Origin of the sequence: Glutamicibacter ardleyensis, assembly GCF_014644555.1 — a bacterium.
In the GTDB taxonomy this organism is placed as follows: Bacteria; Actinomycetota; Actinomycetes; order Actinomycetales; family Micrococcaceae; genus Glutamicibacter; species Glutamicibacter bergerei.
Genome location: NZ_BMKX01000003.1, coordinates 170,650 through 192,954, shown reverse-complemented (window position 1 = coordinate 192,954; position 22,305 = coordinate 170,650). Strand labels below are relative to the sequence as shown.

General features: G+C 56.6%; 22 protein-coding genes. 15 read left to right on the top strand and 7 right to left on the bottom strand.

Features of this window, described 5'->3' with window-relative positions; all coding sequences use genetic code 11:
- Nucleotides 1-138: 138 nt before the first annotated feature.
- Nucleotides 139-870, top strand: a complete 732-nt coding sequence (locus IEX04_RS08855) for a tyrosine-protein phosphatase (protein ID WP_170947904.1) — start codon at nucleotides 139-141, stop codon at nucleotides 868-870.
- Between the two features lie 31 nt (nucleotides 871-901).
- Nucleotides 902-1,270 carry a VOC family protein gene (locus IEX04_RS08850; RefSeq protein WP_096256996.1) on the top strand — a complete coding sequence of 123 codons (369 nt, stop codon included), beginning with the start codon at nucleotides 902-904 and terminating at the stop codon, nucleotides 1,268-1,270.
- 7 nt (nucleotides 1,271-1,277) lie between these two features.
- On the opposite strand, the gene IEX04_RS08845 is transcribed toward IEX04_RS08850, so the two are convergent.
- Entirely contained in the window at nucleotides 1,278-1,706 is a 429-nt protein-coding gene (locus IEX04_RS08845; protein ID WP_096256995.1) for a hotdog fold thioesterase, read from the bottom strand.
- A gap of 87 nt (nucleotides 1,707-1,793) precedes the next feature.
- Between IEX04_RS08845 and paaZ the strand changes: the two genes are divergently transcribed.
- Complete coding sequence (paaZ, locus tag IEX04_RS08840; protein WP_188685162.1) at nucleotides 1,794-3,917, top strand: phenylacetic acid degradation bifunctional protein PaaZ; 2,124 nt, start codon at nucleotides 1,794-1,796, stop codon at nucleotides 3,915-3,917.
- Between the two features lie 86 nt (nucleotides 3,918-4,003).
- Here the strand turns inward: paaZ and IEX04_RS08835 are convergent, their stop codons facing one another.
- From IEX04_RS08835 to IEX04_RS08815, 5 genes are all read right to left on the bottom strand, one after another.
- On the bottom strand, nucleotides 4,004-4,687 hold the full coding sequence (locus IEX04_RS08835) for a nicotinamide mononucleotide transporter (RefSeq protein ID WP_096256993.1): 684 nt from the start codon (nucleotides 4,685-4,687) through the stop codon (nucleotides 4,004-4,006).
- Between the two features lie 179 nt (nucleotides 4,688-4,866).
- Nucleotides 4,867-5,484: a TetR/AcrR family transcriptional regulator gene (locus IEX04_RS08830; RefSeq protein ID WP_188685160.1), complete on the bottom strand. Its 618-nt coding sequence runs from the start codon at nucleotides 5,482-5,484 to the stop codon at nucleotides 4,867-4,869.
- A 31-nt stretch (nucleotides 5,485-5,515) separates the two neighbouring features.
- On the bottom strand, nucleotides 5,516-6,835 hold the full coding sequence (locus tag IEX04_RS08825; protein WP_188685158.1) for a phenylacetate--CoA ligase family protein: 1,320 nt from the start codon (nucleotides 6,833-6,835) through the stop codon (nucleotides 5,516-5,518).
- 28 nt (nucleotides 6,836-6,863) lie between these two features.
- A complete protein-coding gene (gene paaI / locus IEX04_RS08820) occupies nucleotides 6,864-7,310 on the bottom strand; it encodes a hydroxyphenylacetyl-CoA thioesterase PaaI (RefSeq protein ID WP_096256991.1) in 447 nt (148 codons plus the stop codon).
- Nucleotides 7,311-7,611: 301 nt separating this feature from the next.
- Entirely contained in the window at nucleotides 7,612-9,774 is a 2,163-nt protein-coding gene (locus tag IEX04_RS08815; protein WP_188685156.1) for a S9 family peptidase, read from the bottom strand.
- A 276-nt stretch (nucleotides 9,775-10,050) separates the two neighbouring features.
- Between IEX04_RS08815 and IEX04_RS08810 the strand changes: the two genes are divergently transcribed.
- The 9 genes from IEX04_RS08810 (at nucleotide 10,051) to IEX04_RS08770 (ending at nucleotide 17,851) form a co-directional block, all read left to right on the top strand.
- Nucleotides 10,051-11,445 carry an amino acid ABC transporter substrate-binding protein/permease gene (locus IEX04_RS08810; protein WP_096256989.1) on the top strand — a complete coding sequence of 465 codons (1,395 nt, stop codon included), beginning with the start codon at nucleotides 10,051-10,053 and terminating at the stop codon, nucleotides 11,443-11,445.
- Complete coding sequence (locus IEX04_RS08805) at nucleotides 11,442-12,197, top strand: amino acid ABC transporter ATP-binding protein (RefSeq protein ID WP_105675655.1); 756 nt, start codon at nucleotides 11,442-11,444, stop codon at nucleotides 12,195-12,197. The genes IEX04_RS08810 and IEX04_RS08805 overlap by 4 nt, the downstream gene beginning before the upstream one ends.
- A 272-nt stretch (nucleotides 12,198-12,469) precedes the next feature.
- Nucleotides 12,470-12,919: a DoxX family protein gene (locus IEX04_RS08800; RefSeq protein WP_188685154.1), complete on the top strand. Its 450-nt coding sequence runs from the start codon at nucleotides 12,470-12,472 to the stop codon at nucleotides 12,917-12,919.
- A 310-nt stretch (nucleotides 12,920-13,229) separates the two neighbouring features.
- Nucleotides 13,230-14,216, top strand: a complete 987-nt coding sequence (gene paaA / locus IEX04_RS08795; protein WP_096256986.1) for a 1,2-phenylacetyl-CoA epoxidase subunit PaaA — start codon at nucleotides 13,230-13,232, stop codon at nucleotides 14,214-14,216.
- A gap of 1 nt (nucleotide 14,217) precedes the next feature.
- Nucleotides 14,218-14,508: a 1,2-phenylacetyl-CoA epoxidase subunit PaaB gene (gene paaB / locus IEX04_RS08790; RefSeq protein ID WP_096256985.1), complete on the top strand. Its 291-nt coding sequence runs from the start codon at nucleotides 14,218-14,220 to the stop codon at nucleotides 14,506-14,508.
- The gene (gene paaC / locus IEX04_RS08785) at nucleotides 14,505-15,365 is read left to right on the top strand and encodes a 1,2-phenylacetyl-CoA epoxidase subunit PaaC (protein ID WP_096256984.1); all 861 of its coding nucleotides are present in this window, start codon (nucleotides 14,505-14,507) and stop codon (nucleotides 15,363-15,365) included. The genes paaB and paaC overlap by 4 nt, the downstream gene beginning before the upstream one ends.
- 47 nt (nucleotides 15,366-15,412) lie before the next feature.
- Nucleotides 15,413-15,898 carry a 1,2-phenylacetyl-CoA epoxidase subunit PaaD gene (paaD, locus tag IEX04_RS08780; protein WP_096256983.1) on the top strand — a complete coding sequence of 162 codons (486 nt, stop codon included), beginning with the start codon at nucleotides 15,413-15,415 and terminating at the stop codon, nucleotides 15,896-15,898.
- The gene (gene paaE, locus IEX04_RS08775; RefSeq protein WP_188685153.1) at nucleotides 15,895-17,055 is read left to right on the top strand and encodes a 1,2-phenylacetyl-CoA epoxidase subunit PaaE; all 1,161 of its coding nucleotides are present in this window, start codon (nucleotides 15,895-15,897) and stop codon (nucleotides 17,053-17,055) included. The genes paaD and paaE overlap by 4 nt, the downstream gene beginning before the upstream one ends.
- Before the next feature lie 10 nt (nucleotides 17,056-17,065).
- Complete coding sequence (locus tag IEX04_RS08770) at nucleotides 17,066-17,851, top strand: enoyl-CoA hydratase/isomerase family protein (protein WP_096256981.1); 786 nt, start codon at nucleotides 17,066-17,068, stop codon at nucleotides 17,849-17,851.
- Between the two features lie 61 nt (nucleotides 17,852-17,912).
- Here the strand turns inward: IEX04_RS08770 and IEX04_RS08765 are convergent, their stop codons facing one another.
- The gene (locus tag IEX04_RS08765) at nucleotides 17,913-18,365 is read right to left on the bottom strand and encodes an Lrp/AsnC family transcriptional regulator (RefSeq protein ID WP_096256980.1); all 453 of its coding nucleotides are present in this window, start codon (nucleotides 18,363-18,365) and stop codon (nucleotides 17,913-17,915) included.
- A 224-nt stretch (nucleotides 18,366-18,589) separates the two neighbouring features.
- Between IEX04_RS08765 and pdhA the strand changes: the two genes are divergently transcribed.
- The 3 genes from pdhA to IEX04_RS08750 are packed head-to-tail and all read left to right on the top strand — an operon-like array spanning nucleotide 18,590 to nucleotide 22,240.
- Nucleotides 18,590-19,753 (top strand): pyruvate dehydrogenase (acetyl-transferring) E1 component subunit alpha, encoded by a 1,164-nt coding sequence (pdhA, locus tag IEX04_RS08760; RefSeq protein WP_096256979.1) that lies wholly within the window; start codon nucleotides 18,590-18,592, stop codon nucleotides 19,751-19,753.
- Between the two features lie 2 nt (nucleotides 19,754-19,755).
- Entirely contained in the window at nucleotides 19,756-20,838 is a 1,083-nt protein-coding gene (locus tag IEX04_RS08755) for an alpha-ketoacid dehydrogenase subunit beta (RefSeq protein WP_096256978.1), read from the top strand.
- Between the two features lies 1 nt (nucleotide 20,839).
- Nucleotides 20,840-22,240, top strand: coding sequence for a dihydrolipoamide acetyltransferase family protein (locus IEX04_RS08750; protein WP_188685151.1), 1,401 nt, complete (start codon nucleotides 20,840-20,842; stop codon nucleotides 22,238-22,240).
- Nucleotides 22,241-22,305 lie beyond the last annotated feature (65 nt).

Below are 22,305 nucleotides of genomic sequence, written 5' to 3'. Positions count from 1 at the left end.
TTAAGTCCTTGAAAAGTAGGGGTGTTTGCTTGATTGGGGACAAAGCACTCATTGTTACCCCTCCTTCTCGTAGACTAATTGGCATTTACCAATGACTTGGACTCTACAGTACCGATTCTCTGTGATGCAATGGGTTCTATGAGATCTGTTCCTGAATATCGTCCACTGCCAAACGATATGTTTTGGGAGGGCGCAGTTAATGCGCGCTGGATTACCGGGGCGTTCTACCGCATGGGACGTCATGAATGGCTCACGGACCTGGGCTGGCAACAAATGCGCGGGGATGGAATAGCTCGCGTCATTGACCTGCGCAATCCCGGGGAAATCAAGCGCCGTGAACATGATCCGGTGCTGGACCATGAAGGTGTCGAAGGAGTGCAGGTTTTAGAGCTGCCCTTGGAAACCTCGGACAATGAGCGCTTTGCTTCGGTTGCGGTACCGTATATGAACCACACCAACATGTACCGGCTTGTGTGTGAAGAATTTGGGGATCAGCTGCGCGCGGTCTTCGAGGCGCTGAGCGAAACAGCAGAACACGGTACGGTCATTCATTGCTCCGCCGGACGAGACCGTTCAGGACTTATCGCAACGCTGCTCCTGGACCTAGCGGGCCGCCGCGAAGACATCGTGGCGCATGATGAGCTGGCGGTACGCGGCATCAATGAATGGCACCGCGTATCCCCTAGAAAACACCCCTATGAGTCGTACCAAAACGAACCTGAGCTGCGTCGCAACATCGCCGAGCGGGCACAGGGGCTACAAGAGTTCCTACAGTGGTTGGGCAGCGCTAGAGATTTCTTATCCTCCTGCGGCATGCAAAGCGAAGACCTAGATCAACTACAAAATTTGGTCCGGCAACCAAAGCCGTGACAGTTACTCACGGGCGTTGTATGCTCGCGGCATGAGCACTCATCTACTACACCATGCGTTCAACTACATCGAGCTGACCGTCACTGACATGGAAGTGGCCAAGGCTTTTTATACGCGAGCATTCGGTTGGTCCTTCAAAGATTATGGCCCCAACTACGCAGGAATTCTCTCTTCCACCATCGACGGCGAGGAAGTTGGCGGACTAGCGCTCGCCGAACAGCCACGGCCCGCCGGGGGACCGCTGGTCCTGCTGTACTCCAAGGATCTAGATGTCACCAAGCAGGCGATCTCCGTAGCTGGCGGCCGCATTGTGCAGGGGCCCTATGAGTTTCCCGGTGGACGCCGATTGCACTTTGCAGACCCCAGTGGCAACGAACTTGGAGTCTGGTCAAAGAGCTAAAGTTGACTTAGTGCTTTGGCTTGTCAATCACTAGATTGGTGATCCGCATAGTGCAGATTCTACGTTCTTGCTCATCGGTGATCACCACGTCGTGACTTGTCATGCGCCGACCCAATTTAATCGGCGTGGCGGTAATAAAAATATAACCTTCGGTGGCCGAGCGGTGATGGGTGGCATTAACGTCCACGCCGACCACTACCTTGCCGAAGGTTGAGGCATACTTCACAGCGGCCCATGAACCTACCGCTTCGCCGACCGCCAGCGAAGCGCCACCATGCAACAGGCCGAAGGACTGGGTGTTTCCCGCTACCGGCATGCGCGCTACAACTTTCTGCACGGATTCTTCGAGGATTTCAACTCCCATCTTCTGATCTAGTGAGCCAAGCTCGATGATCCATGGCTCTAGTACTGGGTTGTTTGTTGACTCTTTTGTCATTGTTTCGTCTCCTGAGTGTCTTCGATCACGCGGTGCTGTTACTGTTAATGGTAATACTGACCGATCGTTCAGGAAGGAATTGTGTCGATGTCGACATCCCAGATTGGTGTGGTCCCAAGTTTCATTGCCGGGCAATGGCAGACCCCCGAAGCAGCCGGAGGCACCGAGGTTCTCGATGCCAACACCGGTGAGCTCATCACCATCGTCACCGGTGGAAAACTAGATATCGCGGCAGCCGTGGCATACGGCCGTGGCGTAGGACAGCGTGAACTGTCCAGCCTTTCGCTACATGAGCGTGCCTTGAAGCTCAAAGAGCTGGCCATGTACCTCAACGAGCGTCGTAAAGACCTCTACGAGGTCTCCTATAAGACCGGCGCCACGAAAATTGACTCAATGGTCGATATCGATGGTGGCATCGGTGTGCTCTTCACCTTCTCTTCAAAGGGCCGCCGCGAACTTCCCAACAGCAATGTCATCATTGACGGTACCGCTGAACCACTGAGCAAGGATGGTTCCTTCCTCGGCTCACATATTTACACCGCCATTTCAGGCGTGGTCGTGCAGGTTAACGCGTTCAACTTCCCGGTCTGGGGAATGCTTGAAAAGTTTGCTCCGGCCTTCATCGCTGGTGTGCCAACCATCGTGAAACCAGCAACACCCACCGGCTACCTGACCGAAGTTGCCGTGCGCATGATCATCGAGTCCGGCATCCTGCCTGAAGGATCCTTGCAGCTGATTTCCGGCTCTGCCCGAGACCTGATGGATCACCTGGACTACCGCGACATGTTCTCTTTCACCGGTTCGGCCGCTACTGCCAGCCGCTTGAAGTCACACCCGAATGTGATTGACGGAGGTGTACGTTTCAGCGCCGAAACCGACTCGCTGAACGCCGCAATCCTGGGACCAGACGCGGTAGAAGGCACCGCAGAGTTTGACGCCTTCGTCAAGGTTGTAGTCACAGAAATGACCTCAAAGGCCGGACAGAAATGTACTGCGATTCGTCGCAACATTGTCCCTGCCGCACAGGTAGATGCGGTGATTGCAGCCGTTGGCAAACGTATCGAAGAGCGAGTAGTGCTCGGAGATCCGCGCGTTGAGGGCGTCACCATGGGCGCACTCGCCTCGGTGGAGCAGATGCACGATGTGCGTGCTGCGGTACAGGACATGATTGATGCCGGTGGCGAGCTAGGCTTCGGTAATTTGGACGCACCAGTAGTTCGCGTAGCACCGGAGCGTGACGCACTGGCCACAGGCGGCGCCTTCATGTCGCCGTTGGTCTTGCGTTGGGCCGATTCACGCAATCCGATCTTGCATTCGTGTGAAGCCTTTGGGCCGGTCTGCTCGGTCGTTGGCTACGACTCGGTGGATGAAGCCATTGAATTGGCAGCTATGGGAGCTGGCTCGCTGGTTGCTACGGTCTGCACTAACGATCCAGCAGCCATGCGCACCCTGACCCTTGGTATTGCCGCTCATCACGGGCGTGTGCACATTCTGAACCGTGAAACCGCAGGCAGCACCACCGGTCACGGCTCACCGGTTCCACACCTGGTTCATGGTGGTCCGGGCCGTGCAGGTGGCGGCGAGGAACTGGGCGGTATCCGCTCGGTAAAGCACCACATGCAGCGTACCGCCGTGCAGGGCTCACCAAATATGCTCACCGCACTGACCGGCGTCTGGCACACCGGTGCCGCTCAGCAGCTTGCGGGCAGCGAAAAATTTGGCGCTCAGCCAGGTAACGTACACCCGTTCCGTAAGTCACTGGCCGAACTGAAAATCGGTGACGGTCTAGCCTCGGATCTACGTCAGGTAAATCAACAGGAGATCACTGCATTCGCCAACGAAACCGGTGACACGTTCTACGCACACGTAAATCCAAAGGCTGCTGAAGCCAACCCGTTCTTCCCGGGAACCGTAGCTCACGGCTACCTGCTAGTTTCTTGGGCAGCAGGACTGTTCGTGGAGCCAGCTCCGGGACCCGTACTGGCGAACTACGGGTTGGAAAACCTGCGCTTCATCACGCCGGTAGCCGCCGGAGACTCGGTACGAGTGACCTTGACCGCGAAGAAGATCACCCCGCGCGTCACCGACGCGTACGGTGAGGTCGCTTGGGATGCCATCTTGCATAATCAAAACGATGAGATCGTCGCAACTTACGACGTGCTGACGTTGGTGGAGAAGGAAGACACCACCTACGCTAACTGGCAGGACTAGTACTAGCCCGGTTGGTAACAAAAAGGCGGTGGCTACGGAAATTATTTCCGTAGCCACCGCCTTTTGGCGTATCCGAGGATTAGAGCCTATTCGGTGACGGCCTGGTGATCCGCTAGCTGCGCGGTGGCATCACGGCGTGGCAGCACGCGCCACATGAACCATGCGTAGAGCGAGGCGATGACCATGAATACCCAGACGAACAACAACGCGAAGGCCGGGTTGTTAGTGAACAGGGTTGCCACGTAAACGGCCGAGGCCAGCGCCATCAGCAGCCAGCCGGAGCGGATGCCTTGAGCGACCAAGAAGAAGGCCATCAAGACCGCGGCCTCGGTGATGTAAGAAACCCAGATGGTTCCGGTCCCGGCAGTGAAAGCAAAACCAGTGGTGAGCATTTCACCTAGGTGAAGCGCGGTCAACACGGCTATGCCGAGCACCGTGGTGATGATTGCCGAAAGACCCAGCGGGGAACGAGTGACCTGCCGCGTGAACTTACCCTGGAAGCTATAACGGGAGAACCGCCAGAGACCAAAGACGCCGACAAACAGCGCAGGGATCGCATAGATCAAGAACAGCATGTCGTACTGCATGGCAATGACTAGCGGTCCGGCGAAGACCGCGAGGATCTGTGCCCACCAACCTAGGTCGTTACGATGCGCCAACAGAATGCATGCGACCAGCGAGAGAAGTGCGCTTAGTGCATAGAGTGCAACCTGCATGCCTGATTCAGTACCTGGCAGCTGGGAGAAAAGAGTGTAAAAAAGTTCTTCCACGACGCTTCTTTAAGTTTGACTGGGAAATGATCGGGTAGGTGCAAAATGCACCCTCTTGATGCTATCGCCGAAACCTGTGAAGACGAATAGCTCGGTACTGCGAAGCGACATAGAACATAGTTCGGCCCCGACTCCTGTAACGTAAAAACGCATCAGGAACCGGGGCCGAAGCTATGAAATTACTTCTGTGTGGGGTGCAATCCGTCAAAGACCAAGGTAATTGCCTGGTTTTCCAGATCTTCGGCCTCAATCGGACCATCTTCGCGGAACCAATCCACAACGGAGTTGATCAGACCGAACAGCAAACGGGCGGTAGCCCGAGGATCAAGATCCTCGCGAAGCCTGCCGGTGCTCTGCGCTTCGGTGACCAGCTGTGCCAGCTGGCGGTCCATAGCGCGACGGCGATCCAACGCATTGCGTTCAAGCTCTGTATTACCGCGCAAGCGCAACAGCAAGGTGACGTAGCTACGCTTGGAAATCAAGATGCGGAAGGTGGCCCGCAAGAAGAAATCTAAGCGCTCATCGGCACTTCCCTGATGTACCTGAACCTCATCGATGACAGATTCCAAAGGAATCAGTGCCTCGTCAAGGGCGAGCCGCAACAGATCTTCTTTCGAAGAAACGTGGTGGTAGATGGCGGACTTACTGATACCCAGCCGGTCCGCCAATTTACCCATCGACGTCGCTTCATACCCGTGTTCGTTAAAAGCTTCGACAGCAATACGAAGTACGGAATCCTGATCGTAGCCGGGGCGACCGCGCTTCACAGGCATGCGCGATTTTTCGATAAGTTTCATGATCCCTTAATTATCCCACGCTAGGTGGACTTTACTTGTCTCGCATGTCGAAGATGCGCTTGAGCTTGCCCATAGAACGCTCCAGCGTCTCCGGGTCAAGAACTTCAATGGCACATGAAGAACCAACATGGATCTTGATGAGCTTGACCAACTCGCCGCCGGCCTTGGTAGCGTCCTCGGTGCTTATCCCGGCACGGCGCTCAACCTTGACCGCGAGCTGATCCATGCGGCCCGGGCGGGTGAGTACCAGCTGGAAGTGTGGTGAGAGTGCCGGCAACTTCAAGATGAGCTCTTCGATCTGGCTTGGGAAGAGGTTCACACCGCGCAAAATGATCATGTCGTCACTGCGTCCGGTAATACGACCCATACGACGGTGTCCTGGGCGAACCGAACCGGGTAGCAACCGGGTCAAATCATGGGTGCGGTAACGGATGATAGGCAAGGCCTGCTTGGTCAGTGAGGTGAAAACAAGTTCGCCGTGTTCGCCGTCGCCAAGAACCTTCGTTGAGTCATAAGCATCCACGATTTCTGGGCGGAAGTGATCCTCCCAAATATGGCTTCCGTCCTTGAGCTCGCCAGATTCCCCGGCCACACCTGGGCCCATCACCTCGGAGAGTCCGTAAATATCGCAGGCATCAATGCCGAACATTTCTTCCAGCTCGTGACGCATTTCTTCGGTCCACGGCTCTGCGCCACATACGGCAACCTTCAAGGAGGTTTTGCGTGGGTCAAGTCCCGCACGCTGCATCGCGTCGCCGATAGTCAACAGGTAGGTCGGCGTGCACAAGATGGCATCCGGCTCGAAGTCCTGAATCATGGTGATCTGTTTATCGGTTTGTCCGCCAGACATCGGAATGACGGTGGTGCCTAGACGCTCGGCTGCGGCGTGCGCACCCATTCCGCCGGTGAATAAGCCGTAACCGTAAGCGTTATGAACCTTCCAGCCGGGCTTTACGCCGGACAGGCGCAAGCAACGTGCACCCATTTTGGCCCAGTCATCGAGGTCCTGCTGCGTGTAACCAACCACCGTGGCTCGGCCGGTGGTTCCTGAAGATGCGTGGATGCGCGCTACCTGGTGCTGTGGAACAGCGAACATGCCAAAGGGGTAGCTTTTGCGTAGATCTTCTTTTTCGGTGAAAGGGAAGATCTTCAGATCTGCCAGTTCCTTCAAATCGCTAGGGTGCACACCGGCGGTGTCGTACTTGTCCTTATAGTAAGGAACATTGGTGTACGCATAGTCCAGAGTCTCTTTGAGACGGGTGAGCTGAATCGACTCGATCTGGTCCCGGCTCATGGTCTCTTCAGGATCCAGTGGATTAGGCAGGTTATCGCGGTCAGTTGTCTGTGACATGCTCATTCTTTCGTGTGGTGTGGAACGCTTAGCGGTTTTTAGGCTGTGGGACGGTGCGTGAGCGGCCGCGGAATTCGGCTACGGTTTCGGTACCGCCATCGCTCGTGGGCTGGGTGACGGTAATGTCATAGATCCCGCTGCGTCCTTGCTGGGAGACCCGGCGGCCCGTAGCAGTCAACAATCGACCAGGAATTCCTGGCTTGAGGAAGTTGATATCCACTCCGGAGGCCACGGTGATGGTGTCCTTGGAACCTTCGGCAGGGTTGCAGCTCAGTGCGAAGGCGGTGTCTGCAAGGCTGAAGATCATGCCACCGTGGGCGATACCAAAACCATTAAGCATTTCTTGGCGCAGTGTCATCGTAATGACCGCGTACCCGTCACTGACCTCGACAACTTCGATGCCCATCCACTGGGTTGCATAGTCGTTGTGCAAGATTGCGTGGGGCAATGCTTTATCTATTTGGGTTTCGCTCATAGGGACCTCCGCCGAATTAGTTACCGAACGATCATTAGGTAATACTAGATTGTGACCCATATCAAGCCCTGCTGTCTAATGGTAGGCGTCACAAAGGTGTGAATTTCTTGAGTCCCGAAGCCGAAATTTCGCCGTGAGCAGGCCTCTAGGTGGGTCGAATTAAGCCGAAGAATCTTTATGATTGCGTTGACTGTCCCTGCACCGCGCAACGTGCAGTTAAAGACCACGGCGGCCCGCCGAACCTAGTTAGTGATCCTCACCAGGTCCTGCAGGCCGCCGCTTGTAGAGTTCGCTAAGCGAGCTACTTGGCTGAGCCGGTGTTTTTGCCTAAGGCGTTCAAGGCGAAGGCGTAGTCCCACGCGCGGTTCTTCCACGCTTCGTAGCGACCCGAAGCGCCGCCGTGCCCGCCTTCCATTTCGGTCTTCAGCAAGATCGGTTCACTGCCCGTGCCCACCTCGCGCAGCTTGGCCACCCACTTAGCTGGCTCAACATAGAGCACTCGGGTGTCATTCAACGAGGTAACCGCGGCAATCCGTGGGTAACTCACGGCGGTGACATTCTCATAAGGGGAGTAGGACTTCATGTAGTCGTACACTTCCTTATCCTCAATGGGGTTGCCCCACTCTTCCCACTCCAAAGCAGATAGCGGAAGTTCTGGATCAAGAATTGAAGTCAGTGGGTCCACAAAGGGAACCTGAGCAATGATCGCGGTGTATAGCTGTGGTGCCAAGTTAGCGATGGCACCCATCAGCAATCCTCCGGCAGAGCCGCCTAGCGCCACAATCCGTGCTGGGTCTGCCCAACCGGTGTCGATCAGGTAGTTAGTTGCATCGACAAAGTCGGTGAAGGTATTCTTCTTGGTCAGTTTTTTACCCTGCAGGTACCAGTCGCGTCCCAGCTCGCCGCCGCCGCGCACATGGGCGATGACAAAGATGACGCCGCGGTCCAGCACACTCAGTCGTGGAATTCCGAAGCCTGGGTCCATCGAGGCCTCATAGGATCCGTAACCGTAAAGCAAGACCGGGTTAGGAACCGAGGTATCCAAATCTGCTCGACGCATCACAGTCAGCGGAATCTTGGTGCCGTCGGCAGCGGTTGCCCATTCACGAGTGGACAGGTATTGCGCCGAATCATAATCATTGACCGGGGTTTGCTTGCGCAGTACCAATTCCAGGTCGTCGAGCCACAGGTCATAGACCCGCGCAGGAGTGAAGTCCGAGGTATATCCAATGCGGATCAGCGGTGCTTCCAAGTTCGCGAAGGTCGCCGCGGCGGTAAAGAGTTCTTCGTCAAAGGCTGGCTCAATAATCGCTTGCTGGGACTCGGTGCCCAAAGACTCCAACGCAATCAGCTGCACTCGTTCGCAGGTATCGCGGCGCACCGAAAGTACCAGGTGAGTTGCCGTCAGTGCCGTCCCTTCGACCTTCACCGTTGATTCGTGAGCCAACACCGTGGTCCAGCTAGCCGGATCGGTGTCGGCGCCTAGCTCGCTGAGCTCCACCAGGGACACCATATTATTGGGGGCCTGGTAATCGTGGGTGATCACCGCACGAGCATCGGCGCCCGGTAGCAGATCCACCCCGTGAAGCAGTCGCAGTGAACGCGGTACGAGTAGTCGAACCTGCGCCTGCGGGTCATTCAAATCTAGGACGCTGGTCTCGGCGTATTCGGAGTTGCCACTGGAAATCAAAAGCTGCTGGTGATCTGTGCTCAGATCAAAGCCGAGCCACATGCCCGGGTCATCTTCTTGGAAGATGACAGTGTCGGTGGCTGGGTCGGTCCCCAATTTGTGTGCACGCACCTGATGTGGGCGCCAGGTGTCATCTACCACCAAGTAGTACACGGTGGATGAGTCCGGGGAGAAGGTCAGTCCGTAGAACACGCCCTCAATGACGTCGGGAAGTAGCTGACCGGTTTCTAAGTCCTTGATGTACAGGGTGAACCGTTCATCTCCCTGAGTATCGATGCAATAGGCCAGCAGGTTGCTTGGCTCATTGATGGCCATGCCGCCAAGCGAGAAGAACGGTTGACCTTCTGCCAGCTCATTGCCGTCGAGTAGTACTTGCTCGCCTTCAAGTGGCTGTACCGGGTCGATTTCCGGTGGTGTCCAATCTTTACGTGCATCAGCTGAATCCTCGGCCTTGACGCGGCACTGAATGGTGTACGGTTTGCCCTCAACTGAGCGGGTGTAATACCACCAGCCGCGTCGACGCGTGGGAACCGACAAATCGGTTTCCACGGTGCGTGACTTGATTTCTTCGAAGATATCGGCGCGCAGTTGCTCTTGATTTGAGGTGACCGAGTCGGTGTACGAATTCTCGGCTTTCAGGTGGTCAAGTACCTGATTGCTGGTCTTTTCACGCAACCATTCGTAGTTGTCGGTGAATGAGTCGCCGTGGAATTCGCGGGTGGTTGGAATCTTTGCAGCCAGCGGTGCGCCGGCGGTCATCGAATCAGAAGTCATACATCTATTCAATCTCACGGTGAGCTGTTCTGGGGTTGGCTATGCTCAGCGCGGACAGGATGAGCCCGAAAAATTTACTAATTAAGGCGCGGACATGGACGGAAAGGGTACCCGCTCAGCTCTATTGGTCATAGGCTAGCAAGCATAAGAATCGAACTGCATCCGGGGCACAAGGCCCTACTCGCAATAGAAAGTGATTCGGCAGTGAAAAACACACGCACAACTTTGAGGTCGAGGCGTATAACTCGGTGGATCGCTGCGGTATCCATCGGTTTCATGGCGCTGGTAGCCGGAGCACCCGGAGCATTAGCTCAGGGAAATGAAAGTGTCGACGGACAAACCTACGTTGTCGGCACCGATACTACCTTCGCGCCATTTGAATTCCGCAAGGATGGCAAGCTGACAGGTATCGATATGGACCTGCTCAACACCATCGCTAAGGATCAGGGCTTTAATGTCGAGATCCGTTCCCTAGGCTTCAGTGCCGCACTGCAGGCGCTGTCGTCAAATCAGGTTGATGGTGTGATCGCCGGTATGTCAATTACCGACGAACGCAAGGAGATCTATGATTTCTCCGAGCCATACTTTGAATCTGGCATCCAAATGGCAGTTGACCGTGATGATGAAGCGGTCAAGGGTTATGAGGACCTGAAGGGCAAGACCGTCGTCGCGAAGACCGGTTCCGAGGGTGAAACCTACGCGAAGTCCATTGCTAATGAATACGGGTTTAAGGTCAAGTCCTTGGACCAGTCGGCCACCATGTATGAATCGGTCAAGGCTGGCAGTGCCGTAGCGGTCTTTGATGACTACCCGGTGCTGGCCTATGGCATTGCACAGAACAATGGCCTGAAGACCGTTACCGATAAGGTGCCTGGCGGCTCTTACGGCTTCGCGGTGAACAAGGGTGAAAACACCGCCCTGCTCGCAGCATTCAACGATGGGCTAGCCGAGCTGAAAGCTAACGGCGAATACGACAAGATTCTAAACACCTACCTGGCTGATCCAAGCGAAGCGGTGCCAAGTAACTTCTTTGACCTGGTCGCCAAGTCCTTGCCGGCCTTGATGACTGGTTTGGGTAACACCTTGCTGGTAACCGCGATTTCCTTCGCGGTGGCCATGATGCTGGGTCTGGCCTTCGGGTTCATGAAGATTTCGGGCAACATTGTGGTGCGCGGAATTTCGACTTCCTTCGTCAATATCTTCCGTGGCACCCCGCTGCTGCTCTGGGCGTTCATGTTCTACTTCGGTCTGCCACAGCTGACCGGCTGGGATGTCAGCATCTGGGTTGCCGGCGTGCTGACCTTGTCGCTGAACTCGGCCGCATATATTGCCGAGATTGTTCGCGGCGGTATCCAGTCAGTTGATCCGGGACAGCTTGAGGCTTCGCGTTCACTGGGCCTTGGCTACGGTAAGTCAATGCAGAAGGTCGTTGTTCCGCAGGCTTTCAAGATGATGACACCGTCATTGATCAACCAGCTGATCATCATGCTCAAAGACTCCTCATTGTTGCTTGCCATTGGTTTCGGCGAGCTGCTCTACCAGGGTCAGCAGATTTACGCGGCGAACTTCCGAGTCACCGAGACTCTGATTATCGTCGGCTTCATTTACTTCGTAGCCATCATGGCCCTGACCAAATTGGCAAACTTTGCCGATCGGAGGTTTAACAAATGAGCACCGTAAGCGAAAAGACCACGACCTCCAAGATTCAGGTCAAGGATCTACGTAAGTCCTTCGGGTCTAACGAGGTCCTGCAGGGGATCAATCTTGACGTGGCAGAGGGTGAAGTAGTTTGTGTGATCGGGCCTTCGGGTTCCGGCAAGTCCACGCTCTTGCGTTGCCTGAACAAGCTCGAAGAGATCACCGCCGGCAAGGTGGTTGTTGACGGCTTTGATGTCACCGATCCAAAGGTTGATATCAACGAGGTCCGCCGCCACGTGGGCATGGTCTTCCAGCATTTCAACTTGTTCCCGCATATGTCGGTCGCGGAAAACATCATGTTGGCTCCGGTGGAGCTTAAGAAGATGAACCGCACCGAGGCACGAGCCAAGGCTGAAGAGCTATTGACCCGTGTGGGATTGTCCGACAAGGCTAATGCCCGTCCGGCGTCCTTGTCCGGCGGGCAGAAGCAGCGCGTGGCTATCGCCCGCGCGTTGGCGATGTCTCCTGGAATCATGCTCTTTGATGAGGCAACCAGTGCCTTGGACCCGGAAATGGTCGGCGAGGTTTTGCAGGTCATCAAGGAACTGGCGGACTCTGGCATGACGATGGTCTTGGTCACTCACGAGATGGGCTTCGCCCGCGAGGTGGGGGACAGGGTGGTCTTCATGGACGGCGGCGTCGTGTGTGAAGAAGGTAAGCCAGAAGAATTGTTTGGTAACCCTCAGCAAGAACGTACCCGCGATTTCCTTTCCAAGGTTCTCTAGGACTTTCTCGCCTTGAGCGTAGCTTCGGCCCGCCCCAACTCAACTGCTTGAAAGTTGAGTTGGTGCGGGCTTTTTTAATCCGTGAACAGGTGCACGGCAAGGCCACACCCATCTGCCTGAGCCAGTGCAAATCGTTGAGTCCCGCAACATTAGTTGAAGATTAAAGTAATTTGTCCTAGGGTGTAACTCGGAGCTCGCGCCGAACCGTCGGCGGCGAAGCTAATTGTTCGATATCCGAAATTAGTCGGATCTACTGACCAGGAGTCACCTATATGAACGCTTTTATCGAGAACCCTCGCCTGCAGACCGCTGCGCGCACGCTGTTGCGCTTGGCTTTCGGCTTCCTTTTCTTGGCCCACGGTTGGCAGAAATTCTTCCAGTTCACCATCGAGGGCACCGTTGCCGCTTTTGGTCAGATGGGCGTACCGGCGGCTGGCCTGATTGCTCCGGTGGTAGCAACCCTTGAAATCGTCGGTGGTATCGCTATTATTCTGGGGCTACTGACTCGAGTCTTCGCTGGCCTGCTGGGTGTCCAGATGGTCGTTGCGCTATTCATGGTGCACGCGCCGGGCGGAGTCTTTGTCGAAAATGGCGGCTTTGAGCTTGTATTGGCGTTGGCCGCCGGCGCATTGGCGCTGTTCCTCGTGGGACCGGGCCGCATTTCCTTAGACGCACTGTTCTTCAAGAGCAAGCAGGCAGATAAGGTCCTCATTAACGCGTAACTATTCGCATAGTGGCAAGCGCTGTGAGCCGCACTGGTACTAATGAGCAATCCCGTGGTGTCACCCCATTCTTTGGGTGTGGCAGCAGGGGATTTCTGCGTTTCCGGCGAGGGTTTTCGAACCGGATATCGCCAGTTTTGATCGGTTGTGGCGCAATAATCGGCATTCGCGAGGGGAATGGGGTGGGTCTGAAGTGGAGGATGCGAAGTATTTATGCGCAAGCATGACGCGTGCGGTTGACGTGATCGAGGGCACCCTCATATACTGAACGAACGGTCAGTATGTAAATTAATTTTCAGTGAGGTGAACCATGGCCCCGACCACACCGCAGGAGCCGGGACTAAGTGCCGTCCCAAGCTATGAAGAGCAGCAATCCCAGTCGCGTTTCGACGCCCTGATTGGCGACGATTCTCGGATTGAGCCCCGAGATTGGATGCCTGAGCCATACCGCAAGACGCTCACCCGTCAGATCTCCCAGCATGCGCACTCCGAAATTATCGGAATGCAGCCGGAGGCTAACTGGATCACCCGTGCTCCATCACTGAAGCGTAAGTCCATTTTGATGGCCAAGGTTCAGGACGAAGCCGGTCACGGGCTCTACCTGTATTCGGCTGCCGAAACCTTGGGCACCGAGCGCGATGAGCTCAACGATCAGCTACTGACCGGACGCGCCAAGTACTCCTCAATTTTCAACTACACCGCACGCAACTGGGCAGATATGGGCGCCATTGGTTGGCTTGTTGATGGTGCAGCCATCGCTAACCAGGTGCCACTGTGCCGCGCCTCCTACGGTCCATACGGCCGTGCCATGGTGCGAGTGTGCAAGGAAGAATCATTCCACCAGCGTCAGGGATTCGAAATCCTCCTCTCGCTCTCGCGTGGCACCGAGAAGCAGAAGCAGATGGCGCAGGATGCGATCAACCGCTTCTACGAACCATCGCTGATGATGTTTGGCCCACCAGATGACCAGTCCCCAAACTCCGCCCAGTCCATGGCGTGGAAGATTAAGCGCTTCTCCAATGACGAACTGCGCCAGCGCTTCGTAGGAATGATCGCCGAGCAGGTCAAGGTCTTGGGCCTGACCCTGCCTGACGAGAACCTGCACTTCGACGAAGAGAAGAAGCAGTGGATCCACAAGGATCTGAACTGGGACGAATTCATGAACGTTATCAAGGGCAATGGTCCAGCCAACGCCCAGCGACTCGAACGTCGCCGCGAGGCCCACCGCGAAGGTGCCTGGGTCCGTGAAGCCGCTACCGCTTACGCCGCAAAGCAAGAACAAAGTGAGGTTGCCTAACATGAGCCACAAGAGCAATTGGCCCCTGTGGGAAGTATTCGTCCGTTCCTCCCGAGGACTTTCACATGTCCACGCAGGATCGCTACACGCACCGGATAAAGAGATGGCACTGCGCAACGCGCGAGATCTCTACACCCGTCGCAATGAAGGCGTCTCTCTATGGGTAGTGCGCTCCACCGACATCATCACCTCCGACCCGGATAGCAAGGATGCGTTCTTTGAATCCCCGCAGGGCAAGGACTACCGTCACGCGACCTATTACAAGGCCAGCGAAGGAGTGAAGCACCTGTGAACCACGAAGAACTCGACGCATCACTGGACAGCTTCGGCGACGCGCTGGCATCAGCCACTCGTGTCACCCCGGGTAACGCACTGCGTCCGGAAGATATTGCCGTTGCCGGTGCCAAGCCAAGTGACGAGGTCGCACAGTATGCGTTGCACCTCGGCGATGACGCGCTCATCTTGGCTCAGCGCCTCTCTCACTGGATCTCCCGCGCCCCAGAAATCGAAGAAGATATTGCCCTTGGCAACATCGCCCTTGATGTTCTGGGCCACGCCCGTTCCTTCTTGACCTATGCCGGACTGGCCTGGGACAAGAGCGAAGATGACCTGGCCTACTGGCGCGAGGAAGAAGACTTCACCTCACTACAGATCGTTGAGCAGCCTAACGGTCACTTTGGCGTCACAATTATGCGCCAGCTGATTATCTCCATCTATCAGCACTTGCTCTACAGCAAGCTCTTGGAATCCACAGATGAGACCATCGCGGCAATCTGCGCCAAGGCAGTCAAGGAAGTTGACTACCACCGTGACCACTCGGCCGCTTGGACTATCCGTCTGGGCCAGGGCACCGAAGAGTCGGCAGCAAAGATGCGTCACGCACTGGAAGTACTTTGGCCTTACACCGGCGAAATGTTCCAGGACGAAGAGCTTCACCGCACCCTAGGTGACGTGGCGGTACTGCCCTCTACCTTGCGCGAAGCGTGGGAAAAGGAAATCACTGACGTGCTGGCAGAAGCCGGACTAGAAATTCCTAAGTCAGGAATGGCGATGGCACACGGACGTGTCGGCGAACATTCCGAACATCTGGGCTTCATCCTGGCCGAGATGCAAGTACTTGCCCGCAAGCACCCCGGTGCGAGCTGGTAACCGATTCCCTAATCCGTTTGAAGGGAGCAACAGTCTTGAACAACGTCATGACTAACGCCGAGGAACTCTTTAGCATCGCCGCTAAAGTGACCGACCCAGAAATCCCAGTGCTTTCCATTGCGGACCTGGGCATTCTGCGCGAGGTGAACGCCAACGAAGACGGCAGCGTCCAGGTCATCATCACCCCGACCTACTCGGGCTGCCCAGCCATGGACGTGATCACCCAAGACCTCTACCTCGCTTTCGGCGAGGCAGGAATCGAGAAGGTAGACGTCAAGCTGGTACTGACCCCAGCATGGTCTACCGACTGGATGACCGAGGACGGTAAGCGCAAACTCGAAGAATACGGGATTGCGCCGCCCACCGGCACCGGTCACAGCGGACGGGTAACTCTGGGCATCAGCGTTAAATGCCCACGGTGTCACTCGCTAAATACCCGAGAGCTTGCGCGTTTCGCCTCGACCTCCTGCAAGGCGTTGTACACCTGCAAAGACTGTTTAGAACCCTTCGACTACTTCAAGGTGCTTTCATGAGCGAACAAACTATTCCCACCCGTCGTCGGGCCACCTTCCACCGTCTGACGGTTTCCGAAGTGCGCCGGCTGACCAAGGACTCGATCGAAGTAAGCTTCGCGATTCCCGAAGAGCTTTCTGCCGACTTCGATTACGTCGCCGGCCAGTACGTGGCGTTGCGTAAGGAACTGCCAAACGCAGAAGGTGAACTCGTCGAGGTTCGCCGTTCTTACTCAATCTGTGCTGCTCCCACCGGTAAGCAGATAAAGGTAGCCATCAAGAAAGATCTTGGTGGACAGTTCTCTACCTGGGCCAATGAGGAACTCGTGGCCGGGGACCAGATTGATGTGATGAGCCCAACCGGCGCATTCATTTCCAAGCACAAGCTCACCGGAATGAATGATCCTTCCACGGTGGATACCGTGAACCAGGATCAGTTCGTTGCGGTGGCCGCAGGCAGTGGCATCACCCCGGTGCTGGCTATTGCACGCACCATCTTGGAAGCCAACGAGAACACCCGTTTTGATTTGATCTACGCCAATAAGGCCGCCATGGACGTGATGTTCCTGGAGGAACTGGCAGATCTCAAGGATCGCTACCCCGCACGCCTGGCACTGCACCATGTGCTGAGCCGCGAACAGCGTATTTCCCCGTTGCTTTCCGGACGTATCGACGCAGAGAAGCTTTCGGCCTTGCTCAACAACGTGCTGCAGGCGCCGAAGGTTGACGAATGGTTCCTCTGTGGGCCGTTCGAACTGGTGCAGATGGTCCGTGATGAACTCAAGGTCCTTGAGGTCCCGGCCGACAAGGTGCGCTTTGAGCTATTTAGCACCGGTGAGCCGAACCGTCCGCAGGGACAGGTGGGCCGTCCGGTATTGGTGGATGAAAACGAGACGAGCTTTGAAATCACTTTCACCCTTGACGGGTTGCAAGGTGAGGTGAAGTCGCCTGTGCGTGCAAACGAAACGGTGCTAAATGCCGCCCTTCGAGTCCGCCAAGATGTTCCGTTCGCTTGTGCTGGCGGCGTGTGTGGCACCTGCCGCGCAAAGGTCACCTCAGGCTCGGTGACCATGTCGGAGAACTATGCACTGGAACCAGAAGAAGTTGAAGCCGGCTACGTGCTGACCTGCCAGTCGCACCCAACCAGCGACAAGCTCAGCGTCAACTTTGATTCCTAGGGGATAACAGATGATTGAACTTAGCATCAGCGAAGGCATCGCCACCGTGATGCTTAACGCTCCAAAGAAGATGAACTCTTTGGATCCAGCCGGCTTGCAAGAACTCTCTAAGGCCTATGACAAGGCAGCTCAAGGGGTCTCCGAGGGCACCGTACGAGCCCTGGTGCTACGCGGCGAGGGCCGCGGGTTCTGCGCAGGACGCGACATCTCTGGGGTGAACCCGGCTGATGACGACGTCATGGGCTACCTTGACGGGCTAGTCCAGCCATTGTTGGAGAAGATGTCCAGTTTCCCGGCACCCACCTTTGCCATCGTGCAGGGTGCTTGTCTTGGCGTGGGGCTCGGTCTAGCCGTGGCCACCGACGTGGTGTACGTGGCAGAGAACGCGAAGATTGGTTCTCCGTTTGCAAACCTCGGCGCGACCCTCGACTCCGGCGGTCACTGGTTGTTCACCGAGCGTCTCGGGGCACACCGCACCCTGGACATGATCTACACCGCACAGCTGATCTCCGGTGCCGAAGCGGTACGTTCGGGGCTCTTCTCCCGAGCATTCCCTGCAGAGGAACTAGTGGAGCGTAGCGAAGAAATTATCGCCAAGGTGGCGCAGGGCGCTACCCAAGCGTTCATCGCCTCGAAGAAGCTGGTGGCGCAGATCCGTGACGAGCGCGCAGGCCTCTGGGCCTCGATGCGCACGGAAAACAAAGCACAAGCAGCATTGTGCGACACGAGCGACTATGCCGAAGGATTTAAATCCTTCCAAGAAAAGCGGCCACCGGTCTTTACCGGCGGAAACTAAAAGTACAAACAAAGCAGGCGAGACGGAAGCTACTGTCTCGCCTGCTTTGTCATACCCGCGCTTAGCGGGTATCTGAGTCTTCGAAGATCAATAAGGTCTGGGTATCAAGCACCGTTGGCAAAGATTGCAATTGTTCAAAAACAACGCGTCGTAAATCCAAATTGTCTTTGGCGCGAACCAGGAGAATCACGTCAAAGTTTCCGCCGACCAGTCCAATATGCTGCACCTCGGGAATCGCGGCGAGGTGGTCACGCAGTTCCCGCCAGGAGTGCTGACGCAGTTTCAGCGTCACGTAGGCACTGGCCTTCAACCCTGCTTTGACCGGATCGATTACGGCGGTATACCGGGTAATAACCCCAGCATCTTGCAGCTTTGCGATGCGTGAATACGCGTGTGCTCGAGAAACGTGGACGCGCTGGGCTACCGTGGTCACCGATTGCCGGCCGTCATTGGTCAGCTCTGCCAGGATTGCCCGGTCAACGTCGTCCAGCTTTAGTTCCGCATCCGCGGCCATTTGTTCTCCTTGCAGGGGGTAGGACGAGAATTCGCCAAACCCATTTTGAGCGTACTAATCGTCTACAAGTATACGTATCCTATGCTCAACTTTCTACGATTTTGGAGCGGACTGGATACAAAATGATCCGACTGCGCATAATTGATGACAAATGATGTTCGGGTGAGTTGAGTCACAAGACGTCGTTTCTTAGTACTCAACCAGATAACGAAAGGCGTGATGGCATGAGCACCGAAGCTCACGAAGATCGCATCTCATCGGTCAGCAAAAAGTTCGGGATTACCCCCGAAGATTACATGCTGCCAGCACGGCATATGATCAATCTGCTCAATGTTGATGGAACCCTCCGCGAGGAAAGCGACCAGGGGACCGAACCAGGGCACGAATACCCCTTGCCGAGCCCGGCCGAGCTGATGGATGCCTACTCCGCGCTCGCCGTGGGACGCCGTGTTAATGACCAGAACTCCGCCCTGGTCCGCCAGGGTCGCATGGCCGTTTACCCTTCCAGCCATGGACAAGAAGCCTGCCAGGTGGCAGCCGCCCTGTGCCTGGAGGAGAGCGACTGGCTCTTCCCGACCTACCGCGACACCGTGGCCGTACTCACCAAGGGTGTGGCTCCGATGGAGGTTATGACTAGCTTCCGCGGTGAATGGCACTGTGGTTATGATCCAAAGGCTTATAACTGCGCTCCGATGTCCACCCCGCTGACCACTCAGCTGTTGCACGGCGTCGGTGTGGCCCATGCGGCCAAGCTGCGCGGTGAAAACACCGTAGTTGTTGCCATGTGTGGCGACGGTGCTACCAGTGAGGGCGACTTCCACGAGGCGCTGAACTTCGCCGCGGTCTTCAAACTCCCGGTGATTTTTTTCGTACAGAACAATAAGTACGCCATCTCGGTGCCACTCTCGCAGCAGAGTGCCGCACCATCGCTGGCACATAAGGCCGTCGGTTACGGTATGGCTGGCGAACGTGTTGACGGTAACGACCTGATGGCCTTGATGGCAGTGATGCGCCGTGCGGTGCGCCTAGCCCGTGAAGGCAATGGCCCGCTACTGATCGAAGCGCACACCTACCGCATGCAGGCACACACCAACGCCGATGACGACAAGCGCTACCGTGAGGACTCCGAGGTCCAGGAATGGATCGCGAAGGACCCGGTCACTCGCATGCACGCCTACCTCGACGATGCCGGGCTACTGACCGAAGAAGCCCAAGCAAAAATCACCGAGCGCGCCGAAGCTATCGCCAAGAAGCTACGCGACGGCATGAACCAGGACGCAAATACCCCGCCAAGTGAACTCTTTGAGCACGTATTTGCGTCCAAGACCACTCAGCTGGCCGAGCAGCAGGCGCTGCTGGCCGACGAACTAGCCCGTGAGGAGGCCTAGCCATGACCGCCACGACATCACACGTCAACCCAAATGTCAGCGATGCAACCGCACGCGCAGCTGCTAAGGCAGCAACCCAAAATCAGCCGGTCACCTTCGGCAAGGCACTAAACACCGCCCTGGCAGATGCCTTGGTCGCTAACGACTCGACGGTCATCTTCGGTGAAGATGTGGGAACCCTCGGTGGCGTTTTCCGCATCACCGACGGGCTGACCGCACGCTTTGGTTCCGAACGCTGCTTTGATACCCCGCTGGCCGAATCGGGCATCGTGGGCATGGCCATCGGCATGGCAATGAACGGCATGCGTCCGGTCATTGAAATGCAGTTTGACGCTTTCGCTTACCCGGCCTTTGAACAAATCGCCTCGCACGTAGCTAAGATGCACAACCGCACCCGCGGCAAGGTGGATCTGCCGATGGTGATCCGCATCCCATACGCTGGCGGCGTGGGCGGCGTGGAGCACCACTGCGATTCCTCCGAGGCCTATTACGCGCACACCCCGGGACTCAAGGTATTCACCCCGGCCACCGTCAAGGACGCCTACCTGATGCTGCGCGAAGCAATTGATTCGCCAGATCCAGTGATCTTCTTCGAACCAAAGAAGCTCTACTGGTCCAAGGAACAGGTAGATCTGCAGGTACTGGCCAGCGACTACGAGGCCAAGCGGGCCGCAACCACCGAGGGGGCCGCGCGCATTGCTCGTGCCGGCTCAGACGCCACGTTGATCACCTACGGTCCCAGCGTCTCTACCGCCATGGAAGCGGCAAAACTTGCCGCCGAAGAAGGCATCAGCTTGGAAGTCATTGATATCCGCACCATCGTGCCCTTTGACGATGAGACCGTCTGCGCCTCGGTGCGTAAGACCGGGCGCGCCATCGTGGTGGCCGAAGCCCAAGGGTTTGTCTCGGTGGCCAGTGAAATTGTGGCCCGCGTGCAGGAGAGGTGCTTCCATTCGCTGGCGGCGCCGGTGCTGCGCGTGACCGGCTTTGACATTCCTTATCCGGCACCAACCTTGGAAAAGTACAACTTGCCAAGCGCCGAACGCATCCTCGATGCGGTAGATCAACTTCAGTGGGAGGCGTAAATTGAGCGTCAAGACCTTTCTGTTACCCGACCTAGGTGAAGGACTCACCGAGGCGGAGCTGGTGCGTTGGATGGTCGCAGCGGGGGACACCGTCGCGGTTGACCAGCCTATCGCTGAGGTAGAAACAGCTAAATCGTTGGTGGAGATCCCTTCGCCCTTTGAAGGTGTGGTCGCTACCTTGCACGGTGAAGCCGGGCAGATGATGCTCGTTGATAAGCCGTTCTTCTCGGTGAACACCGGCGGGGAGGATGAAGCGCCGGCGCAGCAGCCAGCCGAAGGCGCGCAAACCTACCTCGAAGAAGAACTTGCCGGCACGCAGGTTCCCGAGGAAGAAGACGAAGGCAGCGGTAACGTGCTGATCGGTTACGGAACCGGTGGAGCCAAGACCAACACCAGCCGGCGTCGTCGCCCACGCGCCGGAATTACCACCGCGTCCGCCTCCAGCGAGACCACCACGGTTGCCACCAAGGTCATCAATCCTTTGGTGCGCAAACTGGCGAAGGAAAACTCGGTGGATATCACTCAGGTCACTGGCACCGGACCTGACGGTTTGGTGCTGCGCGGTGACGTGGAAGCATTGATCGGCCAGGGCTCGGAGGCTGCAGCACCATCGGTTCAGGCGACCGCCGCACCGGTAGCGCCTACCCAAGCTCCGGCTGTGGCAGCGCAGACTACTGGTGAGGATTCACGCACCGCACTTCCAGTGGCAAGCTCGCAGGTACTGACCGGGGTGCGCCGCACCATCGCAAACGCGATGGCTACCTCGCGCCGCGAAATCCCAGAAGCTACCGTCTGGGTGGACGTTGATGTCACCAAACTGCTCAAGCTACGGAGCAAGTTGAAGGAAGCTCAGGGCAGTGCGCCAAGTATGCTCGCACTGATCTCACGCTTCGCCATCGCAGGGCTGGCACGTTTCCCAGAAATGAACAGCCGCATCGACACCGAAGCCGACGGCGGACTGCGCCATACCCTCTTCGAGGGGGTCAACTTGGGCTTCGCAGCGCAAACCGAGCGCGGACTGGTTGTTCCCAACGTGCGTGAGGCGCATAAGCTCAACGCCGTGGAACTCTCGGCCGAGTTTGCCCGTCTGGCAACCTTGGCTCGCGAAGGTAAGGCCGGGGTCCGCGACCTCTCGGGCAGCACCTTCACTATCAACAACTACGGGGTGTTCAACGTTGACGGTTCGGCAGCGATCATCAACTACCCAGAAGCAGCGATCCTCGGCATTGGTAGGGTCGTAGAAAAGCCGTGGGTAGTCAACGGCAAGATCAAGGTTCGCTCCATCTGTGAGCTGACCCTGAGCTTCGACCACCGTGTTTGTGACGGCGGAACCGCCGCAGGCTTCCTGCGTTACGTCGCGGACGCGATGACCGATCCAAAGGCCGCCTTAGCAGCCCTGTAATCGGAAGTAAGTAAAAGGGCATCGCCCGGCCAACAGGCCGGGCGATACCCTTTTACCCTGTATTC

Bases quoted from the DNA above. Each gene is read 5' to 3' on its own strand.
- IEX04_RS08855 (WP_170947904.1), top strand. From the start codon at position 139: ATGAGATCTGTTCCTGAATATCGTCCACTGCCAAACGATATGTTTTGG.
- IEX04_RS08850 (WP_096256996.1), top strand. From the start codon at position 902: ATGAGCACTCATCTACTACACCATGCGTTCAACTACATCGAGCTGACC.
- IEX04_RS08845 (WP_096256995.1), bottom strand. From the start codon at position 1,706: ATGACAAAAGAGTCAACAAACAACCCAGTACTAGAGCCATGGATCATC.
- paaZ (WP_188685162.1), top strand. From the start codon at position 1,794: ATGTCGACATCCCAGATTGGTGTGGTCCCAAGTTTCATTGCCGGGCAA.
- IEX04_RS08830 (WP_188685160.1), bottom strand. From the start codon at position 5,484: ATGAAACTTATCGAAAAATCGCGCATGCCTGTGAAGCGCGGTCGCCCC.
- IEX04_RS08825 (WP_188685158.1), bottom strand. From the start codon at position 6,835: ATGTCACAGACAACTGACCGCGATAACCTGCCTAATCCACTGGATCCT.
- paaI (WP_096256991.1), bottom strand. From the start codon at position 7,310: ATGAGCGAAACCCAAATAGATAAAGCATTGCCCCACGCAATCTTGCAC.
- IEX04_RS08815 (WP_188685156.1), bottom strand. From the start codon at position 9,774: ATGACTTCTGATTCGATGACCGCCGGCGCACCGCTGGCTGCAAAGATT.
- IEX04_RS08810 (WP_096256989.1), top strand. From the start codon at position 10,051: ATGGCGCTGGTAGCCGGAGCACCCGGAGCATTAGCTCAGGGAAATGAA.
- IEX04_RS08805 (WP_105675655.1), top strand. From the start codon at position 11,442: ATGAGCACCGTAAGCGAAAAGACCACGACCTCCAAGATTCAGGTCAAG.
- IEX04_RS08800 (WP_188685154.1), top strand. From the start codon at position 12,470: ATGAACGCTTTTATCGAGAACCCTCGCCTGCAGACCGCTGCGCGCACG.
- paaA (WP_096256986.1), top strand. From the start codon at position 13,230: ATGGCCCCGACCACACCGCAGGAGCCGGGACTAAGTGCCGTCCCAAGC.
- paaB (WP_096256985.1), top strand. From the start codon at position 14,218: ATGAGCCACAAGAGCAATTGGCCCCTGTGGGAAGTATTCGTCCGTTCC.
- paaD (WP_096256983.1), top strand. From the start codon at position 15,413: ATGACTAACGCCGAGGAACTCTTTAGCATCGCCGCTAAAGTGACCGAC.
- paaE (WP_188685153.1), top strand. From the start codon at position 15,895: ATGAGCGAACAAACTATTCCCACCCGTCGTCGGGCCACCTTCCACCGT.
- IEX04_RS08770 (WP_096256981.1), top strand. From the start codon at position 17,066: ATGATTGAACTTAGCATCAGCGAAGGCATCGCCACCGTGATGCTTAAC.
- IEX04_RS08765 (WP_096256980.1), bottom strand. From the start codon at position 18,365: ATGGCCGCGGATGCGGAACTAAAGCTGGACGACGTTGACCGGGCAATC.
- pdhA (WP_096256979.1), top strand. From the start codon at position 18,590: ATGAGCACCGAAGCTCACGAAGATCGCATCTCATCGGTCAGCAAAAAG.
- IEX04_RS08755 (WP_096256978.1), top strand. From the start codon at position 19,756: ATGACCGCCACGACATCACACGTCAACCCAAATGTCAGCGATGCAACC.